This is a genomic window from Nostoc sp. (assembly GCF_036919575.1).
GTDB lineage: Bacteria > Cyanobacteriota > Cyanobacteriia > Cyanobacteriales > Nostocaceae > Nostoc.
Map to the genome: position 1 here is coordinate 1 of NZ_JBALBY010000108.1, position 23,688 is coordinate 23,688.

At 42.8% G+C, this 23,688-nt stretch carries 17 protein-coding genes and 1 pseudogene; 7 read left to right on the forward strand and 11 right to left on the reverse strand.

Annotation, left to right across the window (positions count from 1 at the left end; translation table 11 throughout):
- Positions 1 to 231, reverse strand: a pseudogene (locus V7K27_RS27865) (hypothetical protein); the annotation flags it as partial.
- Positions 232 to 460: 229 nt separating this feature from the next.
- Between V7K27_RS27865 and V7K27_RS27870 the strand changes: the two are divergent.
- A complete protein-coding gene (locus V7K27_RS27870) occupies positions 461 to 1,867 on the forward strand; it encodes a glycosyltransferase (protein WP_334951605.1) in 1,407 nt (468 codons plus the stop codon).
- Between the two features lie 121 nt (positions 1,868 to 1,988).
- On the opposite strand, the gene V7K27_RS27875 is transcribed toward V7K27_RS27870, so the two are convergent.
- The 3 genes from V7K27_RS27875 to V7K27_RS27885 all read right to left on the reverse strand — a co-directional run bounded on the left by V7K27_RS27875 (position 1,989) and on the right by V7K27_RS27885 (position 5,609).
- Positions 1,989 to 2,120, reverse strand: a complete 132-nt coding sequence (locus tag V7K27_RS27875) for a hypothetical protein (RefSeq protein ID WP_334951607.1) — start codon at positions 2,118 to 2,120, stop codon at positions 1,989 to 1,991.
- Positions 2,113 to 4,230 (reverse strand): DNA polymerase III subunit gamma/tau, encoded by a 2,118-nt coding sequence (locus V7K27_RS27880; protein WP_334951608.1) that lies wholly within the window; start codon positions 4,228 to 4,230, stop codon positions 2,113 to 2,115. Before V7K27_RS27880 ends, V7K27_RS27875 begins: the two co-directional genes overlap by 8 nt.
- 224 nt (positions 4,231 to 4,454) lie before the next feature.
- Positions 4,455 to 5,609, reverse strand: coding sequence for an RNA-guided endonuclease InsQ/TnpB family protein (locus V7K27_RS27885; RefSeq protein ID WP_334951609.1), 1,155 nt, complete (start codon positions 5,607 to 5,609; stop codon positions 4,455 to 4,457).
- Between the two features lie 341 nt (positions 5,610 to 5,950).
- Between V7K27_RS27885 and V7K27_RS27890 the strand changes: the two genes are divergently transcribed.
- Both V7K27_RS27890 and V7K27_RS27895 read left to right on the forward strand, forming a co-directional pair.
- Positions 5,951 to 6,649 (forward strand): hypothetical protein, encoded by a 699-nt coding sequence (locus V7K27_RS27890; protein WP_334951610.1) that lies wholly within the window; start codon positions 5,951 to 5,953, stop codon positions 6,647 to 6,649.
- Between the two features lie 445 nt (positions 6,650 to 7,094).
- Positions 7,095 to 10,970, forward strand: coding sequence for a CHAT domain-containing protein (locus V7K27_RS27895; protein ID WP_334951612.1), 3,876 nt, complete (start codon positions 7,095 to 7,097; stop codon positions 10,968 to 10,970).
- Between the two features lie 332 nt (positions 10,971 to 11,302).
- Here the strand turns inward: V7K27_RS27895 and V7K27_RS27900 are convergent, their stop codons facing one another.
- The 3 genes from V7K27_RS27900 to V7K27_RS27910 all read right to left on the reverse strand — a co-directional run bounded on the left by V7K27_RS27900 (position 11,303) and on the right by V7K27_RS27910 (position 12,958).
- Positions 11,303 to 11,497, reverse strand: coding sequence for a hypothetical protein (locus V7K27_RS27900; RefSeq protein ID WP_334951613.1), 195 nt, complete (start codon positions 11,495 to 11,497; stop codon positions 11,303 to 11,305).
- Positions 11,498 to 11,786: 289 nt separating this feature from the next.
- Positions 11,787 to 12,344: a recombination mediator RecR gene (gene recR, locus V7K27_RS27905; RefSeq protein ID WP_334951614.1), complete on the reverse strand. Its 558-nt coding sequence runs from the start codon at positions 12,342 to 12,344 to the stop codon at positions 11,787 to 11,789.
- Between the two features lie 263 nt (positions 12,345 to 12,607).
- Positions 12,608 to 12,958: a histidine triad nucleotide-binding protein gene (locus V7K27_RS27910; RefSeq protein WP_334951616.1), complete on the reverse strand. Its 351-nt coding sequence runs from the start codon at positions 12,956 to 12,958 to the stop codon at positions 12,608 to 12,610.
- Between the two features lie 221 nt (positions 12,959 to 13,179).
- Here V7K27_RS27910 and V7K27_RS27915 point away from each other — a divergent pair, with 221 nt between their 5' ends.
- Positions 13,180 to 14,721 carry a glycosyltransferase family 39 protein gene (locus V7K27_RS27915; protein ID WP_334951618.1) on the forward strand — a complete coding sequence of 514 codons (1,542 nt, stop codon included), beginning with the start codon at positions 13,180 to 13,182 and terminating at the stop codon, positions 14,719 to 14,721.
- 508 nt (positions 14,722 to 15,229) lie between these two features.
- Here the strand turns inward: V7K27_RS27915 and V7K27_RS27920 are convergent.
- Positions 15,230 to 15,490, reverse strand: coding sequence for a hypothetical protein (locus tag V7K27_RS27920; RefSeq protein ID WP_265274552.1), 261 nt, complete (start codon positions 15,488 to 15,490; stop codon positions 15,230 to 15,232).
- Between the two features lie 386 nt (positions 15,491 to 15,876).
- On the opposite strand from V7K27_RS27920, the gene V7K27_RS27925 reads away from it, so the two are divergent.
- Both V7K27_RS27925 and V7K27_RS27930 read left to right on the forward strand, forming a co-directional pair.
- Entirely contained in the window at positions 15,877 to 16,710 is an 834-nt protein-coding gene (locus V7K27_RS27925; protein ID WP_334951619.1) for a PEP-CTERM sorting domain-containing protein, read from the forward strand.
- 149 nt (positions 16,711 to 16,859) lie between these two features.
- A complete protein-coding gene (locus tag V7K27_RS27930) occupies positions 16,860 to 18,908 on the forward strand; it encodes a tetratricopeptide repeat protein (protein ID WP_334951621.1) in 2,049 nt (682 codons plus the stop codon).
- Between the two features lie 281 nt (positions 18,909 to 19,189).
- Here the strand turns inward: V7K27_RS27930 and V7K27_RS27935 are convergent, their stop codons facing one another.
- The 3 genes from V7K27_RS27935 to V7K27_RS27945 form a co-directional block, all read right to left on the reverse strand.
- Positions 19,190 to 19,966, reverse strand: coding sequence for a hypothetical protein (locus V7K27_RS27935; protein ID WP_334951623.1), 777 nt, complete (start codon positions 19,964 to 19,966; stop codon positions 19,190 to 19,192).
- 131 nt (positions 19,967 to 20,097) lie between these two features.
- Positions 20,098 to 21,669, reverse strand: a complete 1,572-nt coding sequence (locus tag V7K27_RS27940) for a DUF1565 domain-containing protein (RefSeq protein ID WP_442947653.1) — start codon at positions 21,667 to 21,669, stop codon at positions 20,098 to 20,100.
- 239 nt (positions 21,670 to 21,908) lie between these two features.
- The gene (locus tag V7K27_RS27945) at positions 21,909 to 22,439 is read right to left on the reverse strand and encodes a pentapeptide repeat-containing protein (protein ID WP_334951625.1); all 531 of its coding nucleotides are present in this window, start codon (positions 22,437 to 22,439) and stop codon (positions 21,909 to 21,911) included.
- 270 nt (positions 22,440 to 22,709) lie between these two features.
- Between V7K27_RS27945 and V7K27_RS27950 the strand changes: the two genes are divergently transcribed.
- Positions 22,710 to 23,600, forward strand: a complete 891-nt coding sequence (locus V7K27_RS27950; RefSeq protein ID WP_334951627.1) for a hypothetical protein — start codon at positions 22,710 to 22,712, stop codon at positions 23,598 to 23,600.
- The last annotated feature ends 88 nt before the right edge of the window (positions 23,601 to 23,688 follow it).

Consider the following 23,688-nt stretch of genomic DNA (forward strand, 5'->3'; position numbering starts at 1 on the left):
TAGGGAGTGGGGAGTGGGGAGTGGGGAGTGGGGAGTGGGGAGTGGGGAGTGGGGAGTGGGGAGTGGGGAGTGGGGAGTGGGGAGTGGGGAGTGGGGGAGATGAGGGAGCAGGGGGAGTGGGGAGTGGGGAGTGGGGAGTGGGGGAGATGGGGGAGATGAGGGAGCAGGGGGAGATGAACCAATGACCAATGACCAATGACCAATGACAAATGACAAATGACCAATGACCAATGACCAATGACAAATGACAAATGCCCAATGCCCGATAAATAAAGTTACTGCTAAGAAATATTAAAATTTCGGTTACAATGATGCTGCATTAACTTTTATCGAAGCAGGGATAGCGGGTATTGCAGTTTGCCCATTCCGATTAATATCGGGAAAAGTAGCTTAGGGATATTTGTCCGTAAAATTACTAACTGTAGACAAATACTGGTTTTTGAATCAAGCAACCTAACCTATGCCAGCGAATTCCTGGCCCGAAGAAGATTCTTATCAAGAGCTTGATCCGCTCAACTCCTTGTTGTCTGACCTATCAGTAGATGAGGAGTCAGTGTTAGAGACAGATCCTGTGTCTCTAACACCCCGGTTTCAAGGTCGTAGACGCAAAGCAGCTCTAGTCTTGACTATCGTCTGGAGTGGCACGATCGCTCTACATTTAGTTTCTTGGGCTTCTATATTTATTCTAGGACTAACCACCATTCTAGGATTTCATGCCTTGGTGGTAGTGTTTACTAAACCCCGTCGCTATCCAAAAGAAATACAGGGAGATTTGCCCTCTGTATCTTTGCTAGTGGCTGCGAAAAATGAAGAAGCGGTAATTGCTAAATTAGTCAAAAATCTTTGTAATCTGGAATATCCAGGTGGACAGTACGAAGTATGGATAATTGACGATCACAGCAGTGATAGCACCCCACATTTATTAGCAGAACTAGAAGAGAAACACGAGCAACTGAAAGTACTAAGGCGTTCAGCAGCAGCTAGTGGTGGCAAATCGGGGGCGTTGAATCAGGTATTGCCACTGACAAAGGGCGATATTATAGCAGTATTTGATGCTGATGCCCAAGTAACACCAGACTTGCTGCAACAGGTAATACCTTTATTTCAAAGAGAAAAGGTGGGGGCGGTGCAGGTGCGAAAAGCGATCGCCAACGCTAAAGAAAACTTTTGGACTAAGGGGCAAATGTCCGAAATGGCACTTGATACCTGGTTTCAGCAACAGCGAACTGCCCTTGGTGGCATTGGCGAACTGCGAGGCAATGGTCAATTTGTCAGGCGTTCAGCCTTGGAAAGCTGCGGTGGCTGGAATGAAGAAACCATTACCGATGATTTGGATTTGACAATCCGCTTACATTTGGAGAAATGGGATATTGAGTGTGTTTTCCATCCAGCCGTTCAAGAAGAAGGAGTGACAACCGCAGTTTCACTCTGGCATCAGCGCAGCCGTTGGGCAGAAGGCGGATATCAACGCTATCTAGATTACTGGGATTTAATTCTCAAAAACCGCATGGGAACGCGCAAAAGCTGGGATTTGCTGATTTTTATGCTGATTATGTATATCTTACCTACAGCAACAGTCCCAGATTTATTAATGGCGATCGCTCGTCATCGTCCACCAATGTTAAGTCCGATCACAGGCTTGTCCATTTCTATGTCGATGGTTGGGATGTTTACAGGTCTGAGGCGGATACGTCAAGATCAAAAATTCCCACTTTCTACATATTATCTGATCCTGGTGCAAACCCTGCGCGGCAGTTTATATATGTTGCACTGGTTAGTCGTCATGAGCAGTACTACCGCCCGGATGTCGGTAAGAGAAAAGCGGCTGAAATGGGTGAAAACCTTGCATACTGGGAATGGGGAATAGGGAATAGGGAATAGGGAGTGGGGGAAGATGAGGAAGATGAGGGGGATGAGGGGGATGAGGGGGATGAGGGAGTAAGAATTTTAGATTTTAGATTTTAGATTTTAGATTAAAGAATTGAAATTTAATCCAAAATCGTCAATCCAAAATCCAAAATTGAATTGCCCTGTTTGGCCAATACTTCAACTTCGCTCAGTACAAGTACCCAATGCCCAATGACAAATGACAAATGACAAATGCCCAATTTTTTATTCATCGTCAACTTCTGATTCTTCTATCCACTCAGGTGTAGTCATGGAATCGGAGAATTCTGTGGAATCATCTGCAAAACGGATAATTTGGCCGTTGAAAAATTCTGCTAGACGTTGAGCTGCGATCGCTACTTCGTCAACTTCCCAATCAGGTGCAGGTGTTTGCTTTGGCGGTGGAGGCAAAGTTTGCATCCCATTTCCATTTACCCCATGACCATTTACCCCATGACCATTTACCCCATGACCATTTACCCCATGACCATTTACACCATTGCCATTTACAGCATTGCCATTTACACCATTTCCGTTATTTGATGCCGACTCGGTTTTTAGTGGTGCTGGTGGTGTCGGTGCTGGCTGTGGTACTGGCGCTGGAGGCGAAATTTGCTGGTTGTAACTGGGAGTTGGTGGTTGCTGAACGCGAGTAGAGTCTTTTGGGGGAGGATTTTTTTTGGCTGAGGTAGAGTTTGAAGAAGTTCCTTTTTCTATATTTATCTGGATTTCACGCTGGAAAGTCCGTTGGAAAGCTGCCGTAATCATCGGTAGATCGGATTTACCCTTGTCATACCATGCCTGTTTGATCGCAATTCGAGCCACAGCACCATCGAACTCTACGAGATGGCTCATTTGACGCAGCATTTCTTGCCTTGATTTTGGCTGGAGGTTAGCAAGCACCTGTTGCCAAACCTGAGTTAAGTCATACTCTGGCGCACCAACAACTTCTGAAGTTACTGGTTCAACGTTCGCAGGTGGCACCGGGACAGATACAGGTTCTGGGGTTGGTGGTGAAACTGAGTTAGCAGCAGAATTATGATTTGTTTGCTGTTCAACTGGGGGAGATAAAATGACGGGCTGATTTTGGGCAGCCTCTAGATGATGGTTTGCAGAATTATGATTTGTTTGCGGATTATCTAAAGGTACAGAAGAAACTGGCTGATTTTGGGCAACTGCTGGAGGATAGCTTGGAGATACAGCAGGTGTATTAACTCGCGGCGCGACACTTGCGGCTTGTGGCTGAATACTCGTCGCACTGGGTAACAATCCTAGTAATGTTACCTCCAACCACAAACGCGGCTGGGTGCTATTTTTAATTTGCACTTCTGATGTTCGCAGGTGTTGCTGTCCTGCTAAAATCGCGCTGATATTCAAGTATTGAGCAAATTCAACCAGCGCTGTCCAGGTTTGCTGAGTACAAGCAACCAAATCGTGGCGCTTGGGTGCTGTTTTAGCTATGAGTAAATCGCGGTAGAAGGCGGCGAGATTTTGCAGAATAGTTAGGGGTTCTCGACCACGATCTAGGATGTTGTGAGTACAATCTAGAACTGCTTCTGGTTTATCTTGAGCGATCGCATTTAACAGCCCCAGCAAGTCCTGTTCGCTCACTGTCCCCACTAAATCCCAAACTCGCTCTGGTGTCACTTCACCCGCTAACAAACCCAATTGGTCAAGTAAACTTTCGGCATCTCGCAACCCTCCTTGAGCAAGTTGGGCTACCAGGGTTACAGCATCGGGTGAAATATGAATATTTTCAAAAGATGCGATCGCACTTAAATGCTTCACCATCGCTTCTAACTGAATGCGTCTAAAATCAAACCTTTGACAGCGCGAAATAATCGTTGGTAACACCCGTTGCGGGTCTGTTGTCGCCAATACAAAAACTACGTGTCTAGGTGGTTCCTCTAGTGTCTTCAGTAGCGCGTTGAATGCCTGGGTACTGAGCATGTGACACTCGTCGATCACATAAACCTTGTAGCGACACTGCACAGGAGCAAACTGGGCTTTTTCAATCAACTCGCGGATATTATCGACACCAGTGTTGCTCGCGGCGTCGATTTCAATTACATCTAAAGCGTAGCCCTTGGTGATCCCCTGACAAACCTCACACACGCCGCAGGGTTCAGCAGTGGGCTTATCACCTTTGAGACAATTGAGGGATTTAGCCAGAATCCGGGCGCTAGAAGTTTTCCCCGTACCTCTTGGCCCAGTGAATAAATAGGCGGGGGCGATTTTGGATGTGCCGATCGCGTTCGTGAGGGTGGTGGCGATCGCTTCTTGTCCCACCAGTTCAGCAAAACTCTTGGGGCGATATTTGTGGTGCAGGGGTTCGTAAGACATGGAAATATAGACTTCAATGCCTTTCAAAGTTAATTAGTAGCACCGAGTCGAGTTTAGGATTCAACTATTTTAATCTCTCGTACCCGCTTTATTTGTGGATGTTCGCATAGCGCTTACACTCAACTAATGCCGTAAATTTTGGCACTCAGGAAAGCAAGCAACTACAGCTTATCCTCTACTGTAAACAACTCCCGCTAACCTTGCGGTGTAGCGGGAGCTTTGTCCTAGATTTTGCCTGTCGCAAAGAGAGACAATTGCCCCTCTAACTGACAAGCAATCCCCGGAACTTCAGGCGAGTTTACAAAAGTCGCCCCAAGAGCAGCAATATTATTAGCCGCGTTTATATCAGCATCATGTTCAAATCCACAATGTCCACACTTAAAAACTTTTCCGTTGCGATACGACTTCCCTTTGACTGGGTGGACGCGATGGCAGCGCGAACAGGTTTGACTAGTGTAGGCAGGTGGGACAAATACTACTCTTACTCCAGCAATATTCGCCTTGTATCCAACGAACAAACGCAACTGATAGAACGCCCAATTGTTAGTTCTTCGGCGTTCAACTTTACTTCTTGGTTTTTGATTCAAAGACCCCCTGATGTTAGTCAGATCCTCAAAAGCCAATGCCGCGTTTATCCGTTTTGCATCTTGAACAAGTTGCTTAGAAATATTGTGATTCAACCATTCTTGAAACTTCCGTTCTCTCCCAGAAAGCCTTCTCAAAAGTCGCCTAGACGACCGAGTGCGTTTGGATTGAACATTAGCTCTGACTTTGCTGTAACGGTCACGAACCGATTGAATCTGTTTACCGTTCCACGACTTCCCCGTAGATGTGGTGGCAATATCCCTTCTACCAAGATCAACTCCAATTACTTTTGGAGTCTTCCCGGTGGGTTGAGTCGGGATATCAACAACGAAGTTGATAAAGTATTGTCCCTGTTTAGTTCTATTCAGTGTTGCACTGGTTGGAGTCTGTCCCCTCAACAGTGCAATCTGATAACCACCAATGGACAACTTAAATTCAACTCGCCCACACATCAAAGTCACTCCTACAGATTGGGTTTCTTCCTTATAAACAAAGGTGCGAACATCCAAGCTGATAGAGGTGGGTCTAAATTTGTGGATTTGACGAAGCGCCTTGGCGTTACCAATAACTCTTCTAATAGCCTGACAGACATGGTTAGCTTTCAACTTAGTCGATTCGCGCACAGGTTTATAAACCTTGTGGTGAAGCTTGGTAGTATTCCAGCAGTTCTCACGCTTGGCTACCTCCAATATTTGATTGCAAGCATCAGCAAACCCCTCCATTGTGCGGTCAATTTCGCCGACAAAGTTATATGGGACTATAAGCTTGCATTTAACAGATATGGATTGAGTCATATCAATATTATAACTCATCCATACGGATTATTAACAGCAACTCGCTCACCCCGCGCACTCTTTGAGCTACGCTCAAAGTCGCTTGGGGGTGAAGCTCCTTGCTGTTCCCCCATTCCTCTCGCCGCTACACCCGAAGGGTTAGCGGGATTCTCCTGGGGGTGCTAGATGATTTCAACATCAAAGTATCGGAATTATAGCATATCATTTAGTACATTTGTTCTAATCGTGGGGAGTGGGGGTTGAAGGAGGCAGGAGAGAAAAACTCTTGACAAATGACAAATGACAAATGACTATACGTTAGCCCAGTGCGATCGCTACAATTTTAGGATAAGCAATATTCGATGGTGCAGCAGATGCTCAAGCGGCTATTTCAATGGCTCAAAAAGCTTTTTCAGAGCTTGTTTGGTGGAAAACAGACTGCCTCAAAATCTCGGGAGAATGTGCAAAAAGAACCAGCACCACCCTTAAGCGATACGGATCTGGAATTTCTCTTCAACGAACTGTTGCAAGGAGTACATCAAGCACGAGGGGAAGCATGGGCACGGAAATGGCTGCATAATATTGAACATCGCATCTCAACTGAACGCTGGGTTGAGTGGTTAGGGCGCTTTGGCGACAGATTGCTAGCATCACCTACACCCAATAATGAAATAGCTGCGCGGTTAGTGCAGCTGGGTGAGTTAGACATCGGAGAAATTGGAGATGTTGCCTATAGTATCGGTATGCAGCTGTTGACACGCAATCAAGGCGAACCAATTTGGGAATATGAAGGGCCAGATGCTGTCAGCACGACTTTCCTCTCTGAGCCAACCGCCGCAATATCAGAGTCAGCAGATGCACCAGAGAACCTCCCAGAGGGAGAATCCCAAACTGTCACCCTAGAAGAGTTGTTTGTGATGTTGCAGGAGGATGAAAACTTACGCCAGCAGATTGCTCAACAGCTTGCCGTTGAAACAGACGATCCACAAGTGCTTGTCCAAGCATTGATTAGTCAATTATATCCGGCTGGTCAATCGACTACAGAGCAAACAGAAAATTAAACGAAGTCGGAAGTCGGAAGTCGGAAGTCGGAAGTCGGAAGTCGGAAGTAAGTTTTGTGACTCTTATTTAGCGAGAAACGCGGTCTTGGGCAAAGCCCCAAGTGGAGCGTTTTCTCAAGACAGACCCCGACCCAAAACGTTTGGCAATTGATGCTATGAAACTTAAACCCCTAAACTTAGTTAACGGCAACGCAAGCTCAGTAACCATCGTACAGAATCCATTCTGGATTCAGGCGGATGTATTCTGAATTCTTCTTCGGTCAAAATTCCAGAGTTGAATCTGGTAATTGTAACGTTGTAATGCTATTCTCTTGAAGTTTTGTATATGTTTTGCTAGTCTGCTACGGAAGCGCTGTCTGAATCTAATGGATTTTTACGTGATTCATGATTTTTTTAACACAACGATGGCTACAATCTAGAAAAACAAAATCCAAGAGTGTGGCAGATGCTCAGGCGGATATCGCAGTCGCTTAAAAGGTTTTTAAAGCGCCTCATTGCAAGTAAGCAGACTCGTCGTTCTCTCAAGGGTGGGAGAGGACACAATCTGGTGCGGGTACTACCAGAACTAACCAATGCGGATCTAGAGCAATTGTTTATCCAATTGCTAGAAGGCGTGCATCAAGCACGAGGACGACAGTGGGCATTGAGGTATCTGCAACGGATCGAAAATCGGATTCCGGCTGAACGCTGGATAGATTGGTTGGTGATGTTTGGCGAAAGCTTGCTAGCTTCACCCACACCGAATCCTCTGTTAGCAACCCAGATGGTGCAGTTGGGAGAACTTGGTGTTGGCAGAATCGGAGATGTTGCATACAACATTGGCATCCGGCTGATGCAAAATTCACCCATACAAAACTCACCCACACCCATAGAGTATGAGGACAATCAGGCGCAAGATGGCGTAGAAATCACTCCTGGGCAAGAACTGATCCGCGACTTAGGCGAACAGTTATGGGAATATAATGAGCCAGATGTAATAGAAATCACTCCTGGACAAGAACTGATCCGCAACTTAGGCGAACAGTTATGGGAGTATAATGAGCCAGATGTCGTAGAAACTACAACCGATGAAGAAATTCTCCCAACTTCCCCTGGGCAAGAGCTAATCCGTAGCTTAGGTGAACAGTTATGGGAATATGATGTGCAAGATGTTGAACCAATAACCTCAGCACCCCAAAATGTTTCTTCTGAGGAAGGATTTACCGAGAACTTAGAGGAACCGGTATTGGAATATGAACGAGAAGACACCCAAACCACAATCAGAGAAAATCTCCCTCTCCCCCCCGCAGAAGATTCAATCACCTCATTAGCCCAACTGAGGTTCGGCGATGAAGAGGAAGTTACTCCAACTAAAACACCAACAAATCTGCTTTCCACTAGACAAAAAACTGAATTAACAACGTCTGACTCAGAGGAAATCTGGGATAACACTTTGACGAATTTAGATCCAAATGTGGCTTATACCCTAGATGAGTTATGGGTGAGGTTGGATCAAAGTACCAATTTAGTCCAGCAACTTGCTTCTAATTTGGCAGTTCAAGGGAGTAATTCCCCTGGTATTATTGAGCGACATAGCGATAATCCTGTTACTCAGGCTCAAGCGTGGTTTTACCAAGGTCTAAGCCAAGCTAAAACGGGTGATTTGTTAGGCGCGATCGCCTCTTATGACCAAGCCACTGAACTACAACCCGAATTCCCCGAATATTGGTTTAACCGAGGCTTGACGCTGTTTCATTTAGAACGTTTTGATGAAGCGATCGCATCTTACCAAACCGCCACAGAACTGAAACCCGACTTCTACAAAGCTTGGTATAACAGAGGTCGAACTCTCGGAGAATTAGGATACTTTGAGGAAGCGATCGCTTCTTTTGACAAAGCTATAGAAATTAAACCAGATTACCAAGAAGCTTGGTCTAGCCGGGGTTTGGCGCTGCTAAAATTAGGTTGGCTACCCGAAGCAATTGCTAGTTATGACCAAGCCCTGCATCTGGAACCAGAAGACCAGGAAAACTGGTATTACCGAGGCATAGCCCTAGCTGTAGGCGAACAATTTGCCGAAGCGATTATATCTTACGACAAAGCGCTAGAAATTCACCCAGAGTATCACGAAGTCTGGATAGACCGGGGTGTAGTGCTGTTTAATTTAGGAAGGTGGTCAGATGCGATCGCCTCTTGGGATAAAGCCCTTTCAGTTCAAGGCGACTTCTACTTAGCTTGGTATAACCGGGGTATAGCATTAGACAACTTAGGACGTCGCACTGAAGCGATCGCCTCCTATCGGCAAACGATCGCCATTAAACCCGACTTCCACTTAGCTTGGTATAATCAGGCGGTAGCATTGTTTTATTTAGAACAATATGTCGAAGCGATCGCTTGTTATGACAGCGCTTTGCAAATTAAACAAGATTATTGGGAAGCTTGGATTGGTCGGGGAACTGCGATCGGTAATTTAGTAGATTCTGAAGCATTGCTGAATTTGTCGAGTCGGATAACAGCGACAAATCCCGCCTTACAACAGGGTGGCTACGAAGGAAAATTAGCCAGCTACGAAGAAGGGTTGAAATACCTTCGTACAGATACCCACCCAGAAGGTTGGGGTAGATTGCATGTTGCGATCGCTAATACTTACTACGAACAAGGCAAAAAACATACCAATACACGCGATTATTGGCGCAAAGCCGCATCTGAGTACCATCAGGCGCTGTTAACCCTCACACTCGAATATTTTCCCCAGTTGCACCTAGAGGTTTTGCAATCTCTAAGCAAAGTGCTGATGGGTTTGGGACAAACAACACAAGTTCAAGAATTACAGCAACGCGGTACAGATTTATTGCAACAATTACTGAGTGAAGAAACTCGCTCAGATGAAAGTAAAAAACAGCTAGCTCTAAAATTTGCTGGATTTGAGCAATTAGCAGTTGATTTAGCCGTAGAGTCCGGTGATTTAGTTGAAGCTTGGCAAATTGCCGAACAAGGTAAAAATGCCTGTTTAAACTGGCTGCTTTCTGGCTGGAATAATGATATTTACTCACCTCATTATGGTGCAATTCAACAACTATTCAATCCCACAACAGCAATTATTTACTGGCACATTAGTCCGGTTGCCCTACATACATTCATTCTCAAAGACCAAGCGCCATCACCAATCCTCCTCTTTACACCCATGCAAGATTCTGGGGCAATACCTTTAGGAGAAGACGCTATCCTTCTAAATGAATTGCCTCTACCCGAAGCAGTGCAACGGCTAATTGAATTTGAAAGTTGGCTAGAAGATTGGCATCAACAATACCAAGAATATCGCAGCACCGCCCAAGACAAAGAAAGTAAAAGCCAGCATTCTTGGCGAGTTGAGATGGAACAGAAGCTGTTGCAACTGTATGAAATCCTGAATATTTCCACAATTGCCCAGGAACTAGAAGGCATCACCCAACTGGTTTTAATTCCTCACCGTGACTTGTCCAGATTGCCCATTCATACCCTTTTCCATCTCTCTTCACCATCGCCGGAAGAGTTGCCGAATGTGGAGTCAAATTTCAGCGTCACCTATCTACCTAGTGCCCAAATAGGTTTATCAATAAAAACTGAAGATATTTGGCAGTGGCAAAATCAGTTATTGCTCAGTGTTGAACATCCTGAAAGTGCAGCTTATCCCACATTCAAATTTGCAAAACTTGAGTCTGAAGTTGTTAGCCAGATGTTCAATAATATCAAACGAATTCAGGGGTCAGAAGCTACTAAAACTATTGTCGAAAACGCCTTATTTGGTAATTACAACATCTTTCATTTTACGGGTCGTGTTACTAATAATTTAGCTGAACCTAAAAAGTCAGAATTAGCATTAGCAGGTCAAGAAAAACTTACACTAGATGAAATCTGCCAGCAAAATCTAGCAAGTTACAACCTTATTACCCTATCTGCCTGTGAAAATTTAAGTACTAGCAACCAGACTATCAGCAGCGAATATGTGAGTTTAGTAACTGGTTTTGTGAGTCAGGGCGTTCCTCATGTAGTCAGTACTCTCTGGAGTGTAGAATCTTCGGCTAGTGCCTTGGTAATGATCGAGTTTTACCGACGATTGCAACCAAATAAATCAGCAGTTACCGCCTTAGCGGAAGCAACACAATGGCTGAAAGAACTAACTGCTGGAGAACTGACAAAATGGTATGAAGATGTCTTGAATAATCTGCATCCAGAGGAATTACGAATTCAAACTTATTTAGCGACACAACTATATAGAAATAGTAAAATGGCATCAGATAAAAATCTTTATAGTCATCCTTACTACTGGGCAGCATTCACGATTACAGGTAAGCCGGATTAATTTTTTGTGCTGCTAAAGCTGCTGTTTAATTCCCGCCGATTCTTGACCACAACTACTTAGCATCAGCACTGTAAATAACATCAGTATCATGCTGCTTCTGCGATCGCTATGGTGGACTCAATAATCAGGTATTCAATAGACTTCTTGCATAAATCAAAAAAAGAACCCCACCCCGCTTTTGACTTAGGTCAAATTCTCCCCTCCCCGCAAGCGGGGAGGGGCTGGGGGTGGGGTGTTAGGGACTTTTGCAAGAGGTCTAATCCACCATTGTTGAGTTGAGTTACAAATGAGAGCCGACGCAGTTAAACCTTGACTCGTTGTCGGAGTCAACTTTACTCCTGATCAACTTTTTCGATATCATCAGGTGTACCAGTGGCAGAAATTTTTGATGGGCCAGATTTACCTGCACCGGAGTTGCCGCCAGAAGCGCCAGCACCCCCTGAGTGTTTAGAATCCGTGTTGCCTTGTTCTTCTTGAAGCTGTTCAAGACGGTTTTTTTCTTGAGCTTTATCTTTTTGGTCAGCCATATCTTATTTACATTTTTTGCGTAGCGATCGCTCTTAACTCTATCATTTTCTTTATTCAAGCGACACCAGAGGCAAATGCTTTTAATTAAGGCTTCTGGACGGCGTTGCTAGCAATAGCTCACTCCTTTAAGACTAGTTTGTTGATTTTTGGGTTATGATATTGCCGAAATCCCTTTGCACAGATGGCACTGACTCAAAATTTACGTGCTGGCAAACGTGATTTTAACAGAATTAGTCAGGCGATGAGCAGGAGCGAAAGCTCGCTTTAAATAAGGAAGTTTAATTAAGCCTAATCTAACTCCCGGCGTCCTTCCAATGCCCTTGCCAGGGTCACTTCATCGGCGTACTCCAAATCACCACCTACAGGCAAACCAAAGGCAATCCGCGTCACCTTGGTAAATGGCTTCAGTAGCTGACCAATATATAGTGTTGTTGTCTCCCCTTCTACACTCGGACTAATTGCGAGAATTACTTCTTGAGGTTTTTGCTGATTCACGCGGCGCTGCAAAGCCAGTATAGTCAACTGTTCTGGTCCAATTCCATCAATTGGAGAAATCACCCCACCCAAAACGTGATATTTGCCTTTATACTCGCGGGTTTTTTCCAGCGCAATCACATCGCGGGGATCTGCTACGACACAAATAGTAGAGTTATCACGGTTGGAATTGCGGCAGATTTCACAAACTGGTTCAGCAGATAAGTGAAAGCAAACAGAACATAAGCCTATCTGTTTTTTTGCCTCAATTAAAGCTTGTGCCAAAGCTTCAACTTCAGCTTCTGGACGCTTCAAAATATGCAAAGCCAGTCGCTGGGCAGATTTAGGGCCAACTCCCGGCAAACGTTGCAATTGCTCAATTAACCGTGCTAAAGGGCGTGCGTAAACCGTGGTTTTGTCTCCAGAATGTTTTTACTTTTACTATGATGACATTCTTATGTAATTTTTGATTGGTTCTTGAACCCAAATATCAAGCAAAGGTCATAACCAAGCAGATATCTACAAGGGCGTGGATTTGAATTTGGGGGATCAAGTTAATTTTTTTTACCCAATACTTCCCAAAATAAAAAGCGCCCTCCCGAAAGCAGGGCGCAGAGACAATTCATCGAGTTTTATCAACCAGGAGGCCAGTTCAACTGCCGTCCTCCCAAAATATGTACATGTAAGTGATGGACTGTTTGACCGCCGTCATCACCAGTGTTGATGACAACTCGATAACCGTTTTTCAGTCCAGCTTCTTCTGCAAGACGTTTGGCAGTTAACAAAAGATGCCCCAACAGAGCATGATCCTCAGATTCAGCATCAGCTAGTGTGGGAATGATTTTTTTGGGAATGACGAGGATATGAACGGGCGCTTGGGGGTGGATGTCTTTGAATGCCAAGACCAAATTATCCTCATAAACAATATCAGCGGGAATTTCCCGACGAATGATTTTGCTGAAAATCGTTTCTGTAGTTTCACTCATGCCAATCTACCTACTCATCTACTAGAGATTTTAAAAGTTTACTGTAATGACTCGATCATCTACACAAGAAAATACTCGTTTGTGTGATAAAGTTTTCCATAGATAAAATTTGTTTCACGCCAGCATAGAGACAATAATTATAATCTCTCACTCAACTATAGGGTGGCATTTTGATGCTTAGAAAGTTGCATATCTTGTGCCCCAGTGCTTTGGAGATTTAGATGAAACAGTCAAAATACTATTTTGTTATTTTTCTTATTATTATCATAATTAGCATCTTTTTGCGTTTCTATTTGTTGCAAAATCAAAGTCTTTGGTTTGATGAAGGTTGGAGTCTAGCTTTATCTGATGGTACAACCTTTCAAGAAAATCTCTTCCAAATTGTAAATCGAGAAGCTGGTGACAAATACCAACCGCTTTATTATTTAGTCTTGTTCTATTGGCGTTCGGTTTTTGGAGATAGTGAATTTGCGATTAGATCGCTCTCAGCTTTCCTGGGAGTAGGCTCAGTAATTCCCATATTCTTTACTAGCCTACGTGTTTATGGAAAAACACATGCCTTATGGTCGTCCATGATTCTAGCAGTTAGTTCTTTTAGCGTGTTCTACAGCCAAGATGCCAGACCTTACGCATTATTAATATTTATAGCCTCACTTCAGATATATTTTTTTAGTTATTCAATCACTGAAGATAAGAGTAATAAAATTATTCCACAATTGCTTTTTGGGATCTTTACTGCCATAGGAACTTTTGCCAGCATTTTGGCAATAATTTTTAGTTCAGCCCTAAGTTTATCTCATATTATTGTTTATAGAAACTTCAAACAATGGATCAAATGGTGGATACCTGCGGCAATTTTTTCTTCTCCAATGATTTCGTTCTACTTGTCATCACCTGCTGCCTCTGATCCAACAGCTACTGCGGTTACTCGTACTGGATTACCCATAGTTGAAAACATTATGTTTGTGATCTACGGGACATTAGTTGGGACATCCTATGGACCGCCACTGGAAAAATTACGTGATGCGAACAGGATAAAAATTTTACTTGCTTACTGGCCGCAATTGCTAATATTTCTTACTGTGATTACTGTAATTTTTATCGCTTTAGTAACAAGTTTCTTGAGACAGCGCCAGAGAGAAAGATATCAACGGGCTGATTACTTATTTACATCTCTTTTAATAACATCATTTTTGCTAACTTTTCTGTTTGCCCTGGCGACAAAAATTAATTGGCTACCGCGTCACTCTTTTTATCTATGTATACCAGTTATCATTCTGATTCCATCAGCATTTCTACATAAATACCAACGTCAGAAGAAACTTGATATAGTGGCTCAATTTGCTAAGTTAGCGACTGTTTCTTTGGTAATTATGAATGTTTATTCAAATTTTCAATACTATTCAAATCCAGCCTATGCAAAAGATGACTACCGCTCGGCTATTCACTATCTTTTACAACATCGAGATAAATCTGCAAAATCTGTATTGTTCTTTGGACAGCCTAAATTACTTCAATATTACGGAGATTCATCGACTATATATGCACCAGAATATGTTCTTAAAACAGTGAATGGTAAAAATCTGGCAGAAAAAGTTAGTACAATGACTAAAAAGGCAGATTCAGTTTTTGTGATAATTAATCGTGAATTTAATTGGAAACTCAAAGATGTTTTTAAAAGAGAAATGAGTGATTTATATAACTTGAAAGATCAGAGTGATTGGCCTTATATGAAAATATATCGATTCACCAGGAAGAAATAGAAGAGGATATCAAAGTTCCAGCGTTGATTAGATTTTATTTGGGAGCATCTCACTTTCGCAAAAAGCCTTGTAAAACCTCACCCCAACCCTCTCCTTGGTAAGGAGAGGGAGCAAGAATCTTGTTTTTCGTCTGGTATATTTGCAAAACTGAGATGTTTCCTTTTATTTTGATGATTTTAACTAGTACAGCACGGCGTAAATAAGCCACCCATTTGAAAGATCTCAAACCCTTGCAAACAATTAATTACGAATTACGAATTACGAATTCCGCCTTGCGGTACTAGTTCCGTGGGTTTAAGTCCCCCGGTTCTATAACCGGTAAGTTTTGTGTTGGGGTAAAATCCCCATTACAAAACTTAATTACGAATTACGAATTACGAATTATTTTAAAAGGTATTTATGAGCAATACAAAGATAACAAAGAGCGTTCCGCAATGGGGAACGCTCTATTTTGGTTAATTCTGTTAAGTTAATATGAATTTAAATTGAAAATTGCTAGTTGCTAAAATCAAGCATGGAGATTTGCTTGTTCCTGCAACCAAGGATCTACAGGTTGTCCATCTTTGCGGCGTAATTCAATTTCTACTACCATCACTTCTTTTGAACCAGGAGGTGCGGGTTTTTTATGGAAAATAATGTCATAATCTTCTGGATTGTGTTTGTGTTCTTTTAACCATTCCTGTACTTTGGTTGTAGCAAAAAATGATTGCCCTTGCTCAAACATTCGGGTAATCTGCAATTGCAGTGTATAAGGATTTAAGCGACCCATTTTCTACCGCCTTTGTTAAGTAAATTTTAGGAGAAATAATTTGCTTACCATACATAATCTGATGTTAGTTTAAAGATTGCAAGATGCCTACCCCACTATAAAAAGTATCTGCGCTCAACCAGTGCTGATATATTCTTTACATTCATTTGTACTTTTCACTACCAAAGTCTCAATTTCATCTAACTTAAAGGAAATTCCTGAAGCCTAAAAGCCTATTTACTAAGGCAGTTTTAGTCCAAAAAAGTTTTTTAACTATCACTAGAAATCTAATCTAAGTATATCTACTGTAAAAAATAAGATATTGTAAAAGTGTAGCCACTTAGTTAAGAGATGTGACACGATGAACTTGCATTAACAGAGTGACCATCACATACGGATTCAAAGATATGTTGAAAAAGGGTTTTTTATTTAAACTAGGATGTGTTGTAGCCTTAACAGGAACTGTCCTGATGCCAACAACAGCGAAGGCATCTAATATAGAGAACACTCAAACCTTGATAGACTGGGATCAACTCGCCAGTGGATGGACTGTTCCACAATCAGGTCAAGTTCGGAGCTTTCAAGCTGGTGCAGGAACAGTTGACCTGAAATTTGACCTTGGTTCGGACATTAAGTTCGCTAGTTTTGGTGGTAGTGGGTTGACTCCCGCCATTAGCAGCATTCTCAATGGTAGTCAGGATGCAAACGACAAAAGTCTGCATCTACAAATTGACGCTTCAGCAGTTGGTCTGACAAAGGGGGCTAACTCGGTGACTATGACGACTAGCTTCAAAGATTTTAGTAGTCCCCTCACAGATGTCACCTTCAAGCTGTTTGATGTTGATATCAGCAATGGTAAGACTTGGCAAGATAGGGTAATTTTGAAGGGATTTTTGGGAGATCAGGTTGTTAGCCCCATTTTTAATCCGTTTTTAACTCAAGGAAATACTATCCAGCAAGTGGATGCTTACACTATTGATGGTATAGGATTTGATTCAGATGCTACTAACGGAGATTACGGTACTGTGCTAGTGAAGTTTGCTAGTGCTATTGACCGTTTTGAGTTGGTCTTTACCGATGGCGATGATATCGGCACTAGAAATCCAGATAGCCACGGTATCGGTATTGGCGATATCAAATACACAGCTTCTAGCCAAAGTGTTCCAGAACCCGCTTCTATATTAGGTTTATTGGTATTGGGTACTTTTGGGGCTAGTTCAGTCCTGAAGCGCAAACAATAAAACCCTCAATAATGATTGTGTTCTAAATTAATTTATTTGTAGGGTAGGCATATTGCCTACCCTTTACTGTTTTTAACTAGTTAATTTTGTTATAGATTGGAGAGAGGTACACAGCTTCAAAAACTGACCAACAGACTGAGATGGTTGTTATGAAAAGTAAAAATCAAGCTGTTTTCGCTTTAATTGTAAAAAGTGCTATTGTCTTTTTACCCTTACTTTTATCCGTTGGAATTGCCACTGGTCAATCTGCACCATCACCTTCCCCAGCAGTAACTCCTACTCCGGTGTTATCGAATCAGGAACGGGAAGAATTAGCGCGACTACGAGCCGAAAAGCGAATTCAACAGCAAGTCCAATCTGATTTTAATAGCGCTTTTAGCCGTACAACTATCTTACTCAATGTCTGGCTAGTTATATTAAGTCTATTTCCAGTCGCAATCATTGCTTTATTTTGGCTGCTGCGACGGGTGGTAATTCGTGAAATTGTTGATAAGGCAATGCAACAACTACAGGGAATGGAAAAATTACAAAATCAGCTAACCACCGTTAAGCAAGAGGCTGAAAATGTTATTCAAGAAGCTAAAAAAATCAATTATGAATTAGAACAGGAAACGAATGCTTTACAACAAAAAATTAAAAATGAACAAGAAAATATATCTATTTTTACATCTGAACTAGATTTAGCTAAAGCGCAGGTATTAAGTAGATTAGAAACTCAACTAAAAAAATCTCAAGAAAATATAGAAACTTTAGAGTCAAAATTTGCTTCTGGGCTATCTAAGTTAGAATTTGATGCTCAACAACAAAGAGATATTGCACTGGAGAATCTAGGAAAATTAGCATCTGTCATGGCAGAGGAATTGTCTAATTTAAAGTTAGGTGTGCAACAACAACAAGAACTAGCCGTTGCTGATTTAGAAGTATCAAGGTCTGAGTTCATATCTCAACTTTCTGGATGGCAGTCTGATGCTCAAAACCAAAAGGATATAGCTGTTGAAAGTTTAACAAATTTGCAGTCAGAATTTGCTGATCAATTATCAGAATTACAGGTGGATGCTCAAGAACAAAAAGAGATTATATTTGACAATTTAGGAATATTAGATAAAGAATTTAAATCTCAATTATCTGAATTACAGCTAGATGCTCTGGAGCAAAAAAATAAAATTGTTGGGAATTTAGCAGCATTGCAGTTAGAGTTTACTGAAAAATTATCGGAATTACAAGTAGATGCTAAAAAGTCCAAAGAGTTAATCATTGAGAATTTAGAAAAATCTGGTTCTGAGTTTAGTTCGCAATTCTCAGAATTACAATGGAATGCTCAACAACAAAAGATGATAATTTTGGAGAAGTTAGAAAGACTAGAAACTGAGTTTGTCTCTCAACTCTCTGAGTTACAATTGGATGCCCAAGAAAGAAAGGATCTCATCCTTCAAGAACTAACTGAAGAGGTGGTGAATTCAGAAGTTGAGCAAGAAATACAGGAACAGCCACAACAACCGGAATTCACTGCTGATGAGTATGTAAAACAGGGAGATGCACTGTTTTCTGAAAGGCGTTATGAAGATGCGATCGCAGCTTACAATCAAGCGGTAAAAATCCAACCTGATGAACCTGTGGCTTGGTTAAAACGAGGTCTAACTCTCGGAAGGTTGAAACGCTACAAAGATGCGATCGCATCCTATGACAGAGCGATCGCAATTCAACCAGATTATCATCAAGCTTGGTGCGATCGCGGCGTTGCTTTTGGGAACTTACAACAACATCAGCAAGCCTTTGCCTCATTTGACAAAGCTACACAAATCAAGCCTGATGATGCAGTTGCTTGGTTGAATTGCGGTCTTTCCCTAGTAGCCTTGGAACAATACGAAGAGGCAATGGCATCCTTGGATAAAGCGCGGGAATTTCAACCCAATTCTCCCAAAATATGGGATAAACGCGGTTATACTTTGGTAAGATTGGGACGCGATGATGAAGCGATCGCTAGTTTTAACAAAGCGTTAGAAATTAAGTCAGATTATGCAAGTGCCTATTACAACAAAGCAGCCTGTTACGCACTGCAAAGACAAGTTGAACTATCTCTGGTAACTCTGAAACAGGCAATCGAATTTAATCCCAGGTATAAAGAAGACGCAGCATCTGATCTAGATTTTGATGAGATTGCCGATGATCAACGCTTTAAGGAGTTGGTTGCAGAGTAAAAACCTAAAAACATTAACAAAGTTTGCGGGTTTAATTCCCCAGCAAGACAGGCAGCACGAATTCAACGCCTAATTGAAATCCCCGTCACAAAACTTAATTACGAATTACGAATTACGAATTACGAATTATTATTATCATCCTGGAGTAAGAGAATGAGGAAACGAACCGCAAAGAACGCAAAGGGCGCGTTCGCGCAGCGTCTCGCAGAGAAGGTAAGAGAGTTGTAAAGGGTTTTTGCATCAGTACCGTGAATTTATTGAAAATTGGGATGTTTCCCTCCCTACTCCCCACTCCCCACTCCCCACTCCCTACTTCCCCCAATTCGATTCTGTTCACCAGACATCGCCTTGAGTTTAGATGTAAAAGACTCAGAGCGATCGCTTTTTTCTGGAGTAAATTGCCCGATTGGGGCATGAATCGCAGCAGGTGGAAGCAGTTTTGCCCGTTTATGATGCAATGGTGATGCAGAGGGCGGTGGACTTTCTTGTGAAGTTTGCCTTTGGCTGACAGCAGATAGCTGAAGGGTTGCCGAAGAGGTAAATTTCCCAGAAGGCGGAGATTTCAAGACGGTTTTATGATCTCTATCTTCCTGCTTTCCCTCTTCTTCACTCAAAGATGTCTTTGATTCGGAACTTTTCAGTTGTAGAGTTGCAGTATTGCTCTGTTGATAGCCATTGCCAATCTTTGCTGGTGGTAATTGAGGACTCGTCACTTTCTCTACAGTCGGGTTTTTCTGTCCTGGCGGTAGGGCTGGTGCAGCGAATGAGGTTAACCTTTGGGGAAATTTGCTACAAATCATCCGTTCAAATTCCATGTTGAAATGATATGTAGCCTGATCCCGGCGCTGCCAAAATACTAAGATTTGTTGCACGGAAACCGCTTTATAACGACCTTGATATAGTGCCTCAATCACTGCCAGGTGTAGCCAATTCAGGGGATATTGCGTTTGCCAACGCTCAACTAGCTCATTGGCACTATACCCACTGAGATCGAAACTATAGTTAATTAATAAGGCGATCGCTAAGTTGGCAGAGGTGTCTGGAAGTGTTGTTAACATGGGGCTATTAGCTCTAGGCAATAGGTCTAAGATTTGTCACCCATCGCATCTTAGCCTAGCGTGCTTTTAACTACATGGTTTTTTTTCCCAAGAGTTACTAAGCCGATAGGCAGTGTTCCCTATTTTACTTCTCAACTTCTAGAATGCAACCCTACATAGGCTGATTTAATCGTAGGTGTTCGCCCAATGGCGACTAATGCCTGATAAACCATCGCTGCAACTTCGGCTCGTGTTGCTGAATGTAAAGGTGCAAGCACTTTCGGATCGGGATAGTTGACAACTATTCCTCCTTGTGTAGCAGTGGCAACAGCGATCCGGGCATAGTCGGGAATCGTATGACGATCGCTATATACTTCTAAAATATCACTATCAACAGCTGGTAGTCCCAGTCCGTTTACTAGGGAGACAATCACCTGTAGCCGTTGGACATTTTGATCGGGGCGGAAAGTGCGATCGCTAAATCCGGCAACAAAGCCACCCCTAGCCGCGATTTGGATCGCCCTATCAGCCCAAAAATCCTTGGGTACGTCCGTAAAATCAACTGCTGGGACTTTGGGAAATGGATTAAAAGCGATCGCCACCAAAGCCGCGTACTGGGCGCGAGTCATGGGTTTATCTGGCTGGTAGCTACCATCGGCAAAACCCTGAGTTAAATCCCTGCTCACTAATGCCTGAATAAATGGTTGCGCCCAATGTCCATCTAGTTGAAGAGACGCGGGGAGTTTTTGAGATCGGGATACTGTCGGGGCGTTAGAGGAACTGGTGCTAACCGCTACTCGATTAGTTGGGATCAATTCGACCAAGCCCTTCACTAGAGCCGGATTTAATTGATTACCTACAGAAACCAGCTTTTGTGTAGTAGCATTGTGTAAATCAAATTCACTATGATCACGAAAAATATTATTACCGGGATATTGGATATTACCTAAATTGGGTACTGCATTGCCATTGACTAATAGACCACCTTGGGTATTTTTAGCAATGAGATTTCGACGTAGCACAGGTTGGGCATTGCGAGAAAGTGCGATCGCTGTGCCATTTTCTGATAATTTGTTATTGGCGATCGCTGGAGCGGCAAAATCACTAATTGCTATGCCTAACGGGTTTCTTTGAAATACATTCCGCAGTACTTTTCCCTGGCTATGACGTGCCATCACCAACCCACTAGCAGTATTTTGCACAAATATATTATCTAAAATTGCGGGTTTGGCAGTACCAGTGGTAAACACACCTTCCCGCCCACAGTCGCTGAAAGTATTATTAGCTAAAGTAGGTGCAGCCGATTCAATCCAGATACCAGTACCTTTAGCTGAAGGATTAGTGATAGTTACACCTAAAAGACTGGCATTATCTAGCAAGAGCAGCGTGATATTTTGTAAACCAAAGCTGGGACTTTGATACTCGCCATTCCCGGAAATTATAATCCCTGCACCTTTTTTTGCTTCGTTACCCACCACTGTCGTCCCTTCAGGGATGACCAGTGGGAACACCTCACCACTAGCGACGCTGTAAGTCCCCAATTCCAGATGAATTATCCTGGTGATTTTGGTTACTTTTAAGGCACGGCTGAGGCTTTTAAACGGACTCAACCGTGAACCAGTATTGGTATCATTCCCTGTCAGAGGGTTGACATAGAGTGTGACAACGAGGGTAGAGTTCACCATTGATAATTGAGAGTCAATTGTTTTAATTATGACAATCATAGGTAACACTACTTCGAGCAAACTTTTTTTAAAACCTCGTTTCCAGCCTCTGGCTGGAAATGCACCTCATTGCGGCTCTGCCGCAAGTCTTGAGGCGGCAGCCCTCGCGGAATGCATTCCCAGTCTGAGACTGGGAACGAGACAATCTCTAAATGCTCCTTCCTCTTTCTAGGCTAACTTTGATGTTAAGTTGACACGCATGAGCATTGCCGTGTCCCTACGACAGATGTGATTCAATGTCAAACATTCTCATCTAGAATTGTTCCTTCTATATTGGCTCCATCCAAATTTGCTCCGCTCAAATTAGTATGGCTCAAATCTGCTTGAGTGAGATTTGCTTGGGACAAGTCGGCTACAGTTAAGTCTGCACCAGTCAAATCCGCTCCATCTAGATTCGCCGCTATCAAGCTGGCTTCGTGCAAATCCGCGTCACTCAAGTTAGTGTCAATTAGTTTCGCAACCGTCAAGTCAGCGTGATTCAAATTAGCTCCTTCCATTGCAGCTCCATCCAAGATGGCTCCATCCAAAATCGCACCGCTTAAGTTGCTACCACTGAGGTTAGCATTGCTCAAATCTGCTCCATTTAAGTCTGTCTCAATCAAACTGGCGTGGGCTAAATTCGCGTGACTCAGATTAGCCCCATCTAAAATTGCTCTATCTAAAATTACGCCACTGAGATCGGCTTCCCTTAAGTTTGCCTCGCTCAAGTTGACACCAGTAAAGTCTCTGACACCTGCGGCATAGTTTTTCAGGAGTTGATCTGCTTTCATATCTGTCGCTGCGCTAAGGAACGTTTAATTGAGGCTATCCAGACAGGCATTAAATCCCCAGCCCGCGCTACGGGGGATTGGTGTGGTGAATCAAACCAGAGTGAATATCGAATCATTTTTATCTAGATTAACTATCCTTAACTACTGGCGCTACTACCTAGAGTCGTGAGTTACTTTCATACTTGGGAGGGATGTTGAGGAATTTAAAAACTTCAGCATTAGTGCAAAGCGATCGCTATACTCAATTGTAGTGTTCATCTGGCAGAGGTTATGGCAAAACCAATTCGTATTCTTTTGCAGACTACGATTCCTACGACTGAAGATGACTGGAGCATTTTTCGTTTCTCGATGTTACAAGATTACTTAGCATCGATTAAAGACGAAGCCGGAAACTCCTTATTTGAAGTTACGGGACGCGATTACGAATCAGATGCAGTCGGTGGTGACTCAGTTTTAAGTAATCTCGACAAATCAGATTTTGATGAACTTTGGCTATTTGGCTTAGAGGTGAATCAGGGTTTAACCGAAAAAGACATTGCTGGAATTAATGGTTTTCGACAACGCGGCGGCGGGATTTTGACAACACGCGATCATCAAGATATGGGCTGTTCCATGTGTGGTTTAGTTGACATTGGTGATGTCAACTATTTCAACACCAAAAACCCCGATCCCGACGAATCTCGCTGTTGCCGAGATGACTCATACACAACTTATATTTCCTGGCCTAACTATCATTCTGGAGCTAACGGCGATTATCAAAAAATTACCATTGTTGAACCCATTCACGAACTTTTAAAAAATCCCAATTCCCCTTCTGGAAGTATCGAGTTTTTCCCCACACATCCCCACGAAGGCGGTATTGGCGCACCTGCGGGCAATGCAAACACGCGGGTAATTGCTCTGGGCAAAAGTTTAGTTACAAATCGTAACTTCAATTTGGTTGTAGCGATCGAGCATCATCAAGATAAACAGGGGAATATACTAGGACGAGCAGTAGCCAACTCTAGCTTCCATCATTTAGTAGATTACAACTGGGATATTAATAAAGGTTGTCCCACTTTTGTAGATGAAGCACCAGGAGATGGTATGAAAAAAGAGCCACGCGCCTTAGAAGATATCAAAACCTATGTGCGTAACGTCGCTTTTTGGCTAGCAAATTGATTAAGTAGTTATTAGTCATTAGTCATTGGTCATTGGTTGCAACCCAACGGTGTGTTGGCCATCCCACATTCTCACGGTGCAACTGAAC

What these genes read in the sequence shown, in the direction of transcription:
- V7K27_RS27870 (WP_334951605.1), top strand. Translation starts at nt 461, where the DNA reads ATGCCAGCGAATTCCTGGCCCGAAGAAGATTCTTATCAAGAGCTTGAT.
- V7K27_RS27875 (WP_334951607.1), bottom strand. Translation starts at nt 2,120, where the DNA reads ATGAATAAAAAATTGGGCATTTGTCATTTGTCATTTGTCATTGGGCAT.
- V7K27_RS27880 (WP_334951608.1), bottom strand. Translation starts at nt 4,230, where the DNA reads ATGTCTTACGAACCCCTGCACCACAAATATCGCCCCAAGAGTTTTGCT.
- V7K27_RS27885 (WP_334951609.1), bottom strand. Translation starts at nt 5,609, where the DNA reads ATGACTCAATCCATATCTGTTAAATGCAAGCTTATAGTCCCATATAAC.
- V7K27_RS27890 (WP_334951610.1), top strand. Translation starts at nt 5,951, where the DNA reads ATGGTGCAGCAGATGCTCAAGCGGCTATTTCAATGGCTCAAAAAGCTT.
- V7K27_RS27895 (WP_334951612.1), top strand. Translation starts at nt 7,095, where the DNA reads ATGCTCAGGCGGATATCGCAGTCGCTTAAAAGGTTTTTAAAGCGCCTC.
- V7K27_RS27900 (WP_334951613.1), bottom strand. Translation starts at nt 11,497, where the DNA reads ATGGCTGACCAAAAAGATAAAGCTCAAGAAAAAAACCGTCTTGAACAG.
- V7K27_RS27910 (WP_334951616.1), bottom strand. Translation starts at nt 12,958, where the DNA reads ATGAGTGAAACTACAGAAACGATTTTCAGCAAAATCATTCGTCGGGAA.
- V7K27_RS27915 (WP_334951618.1), top strand. Translation starts at nt 13,180, where the DNA reads ATGAAACAGTCAAAATACTATTTTGTTATTTTTCTTATTATTATCATA.
- V7K27_RS27920 (WP_265274552.1), bottom strand. Translation starts at nt 15,490, where the DNA reads ATGGGTCGCTTAAATCCTTATACACTGCAATTGCAGATTACCCGAATG.
- V7K27_RS27925 (WP_334951619.1), top strand. Translation starts at nt 15,877, where the DNA reads ATGTTGAAAAAGGGTTTTTTATTTAAACTAGGATGTGTTGTAGCCTTA.
- V7K27_RS27930 (WP_334951621.1), top strand. Translation starts at nt 16,860, where the DNA reads ATGAAAAGTAAAAATCAAGCTGTTTTCGCTTTAATTGTAAAAAGTGCT.
- V7K27_RS27935 (WP_334951623.1), bottom strand. Translation starts at nt 19,966, where the DNA reads ATGTTAACAACACTTCCAGACACCTCTGCCAACTTAGCGATCGCCTTA.
- V7K27_RS27940 (WP_442947653.1), bottom strand. Translation starts at nt 21,669, where the DNA reads ATGATTGTCATAATTAAAACAATTGACTCTCAATTATCAATGGTGAAC.
- V7K27_RS27945 (WP_334951625.1), bottom strand. Translation starts at nt 22,439, where the DNA reads ATGAAAGCAGATCAACTCCTGAAAAACTATGCCGCAGGTGTCAGAGAC.
- V7K27_RS27950 (WP_334951627.1), top strand. Translation starts at nt 22,710, where the DNA reads ATGGCAAAACCAATTCGTATTCTTTTGCAGACTACGATTCCTACGACT.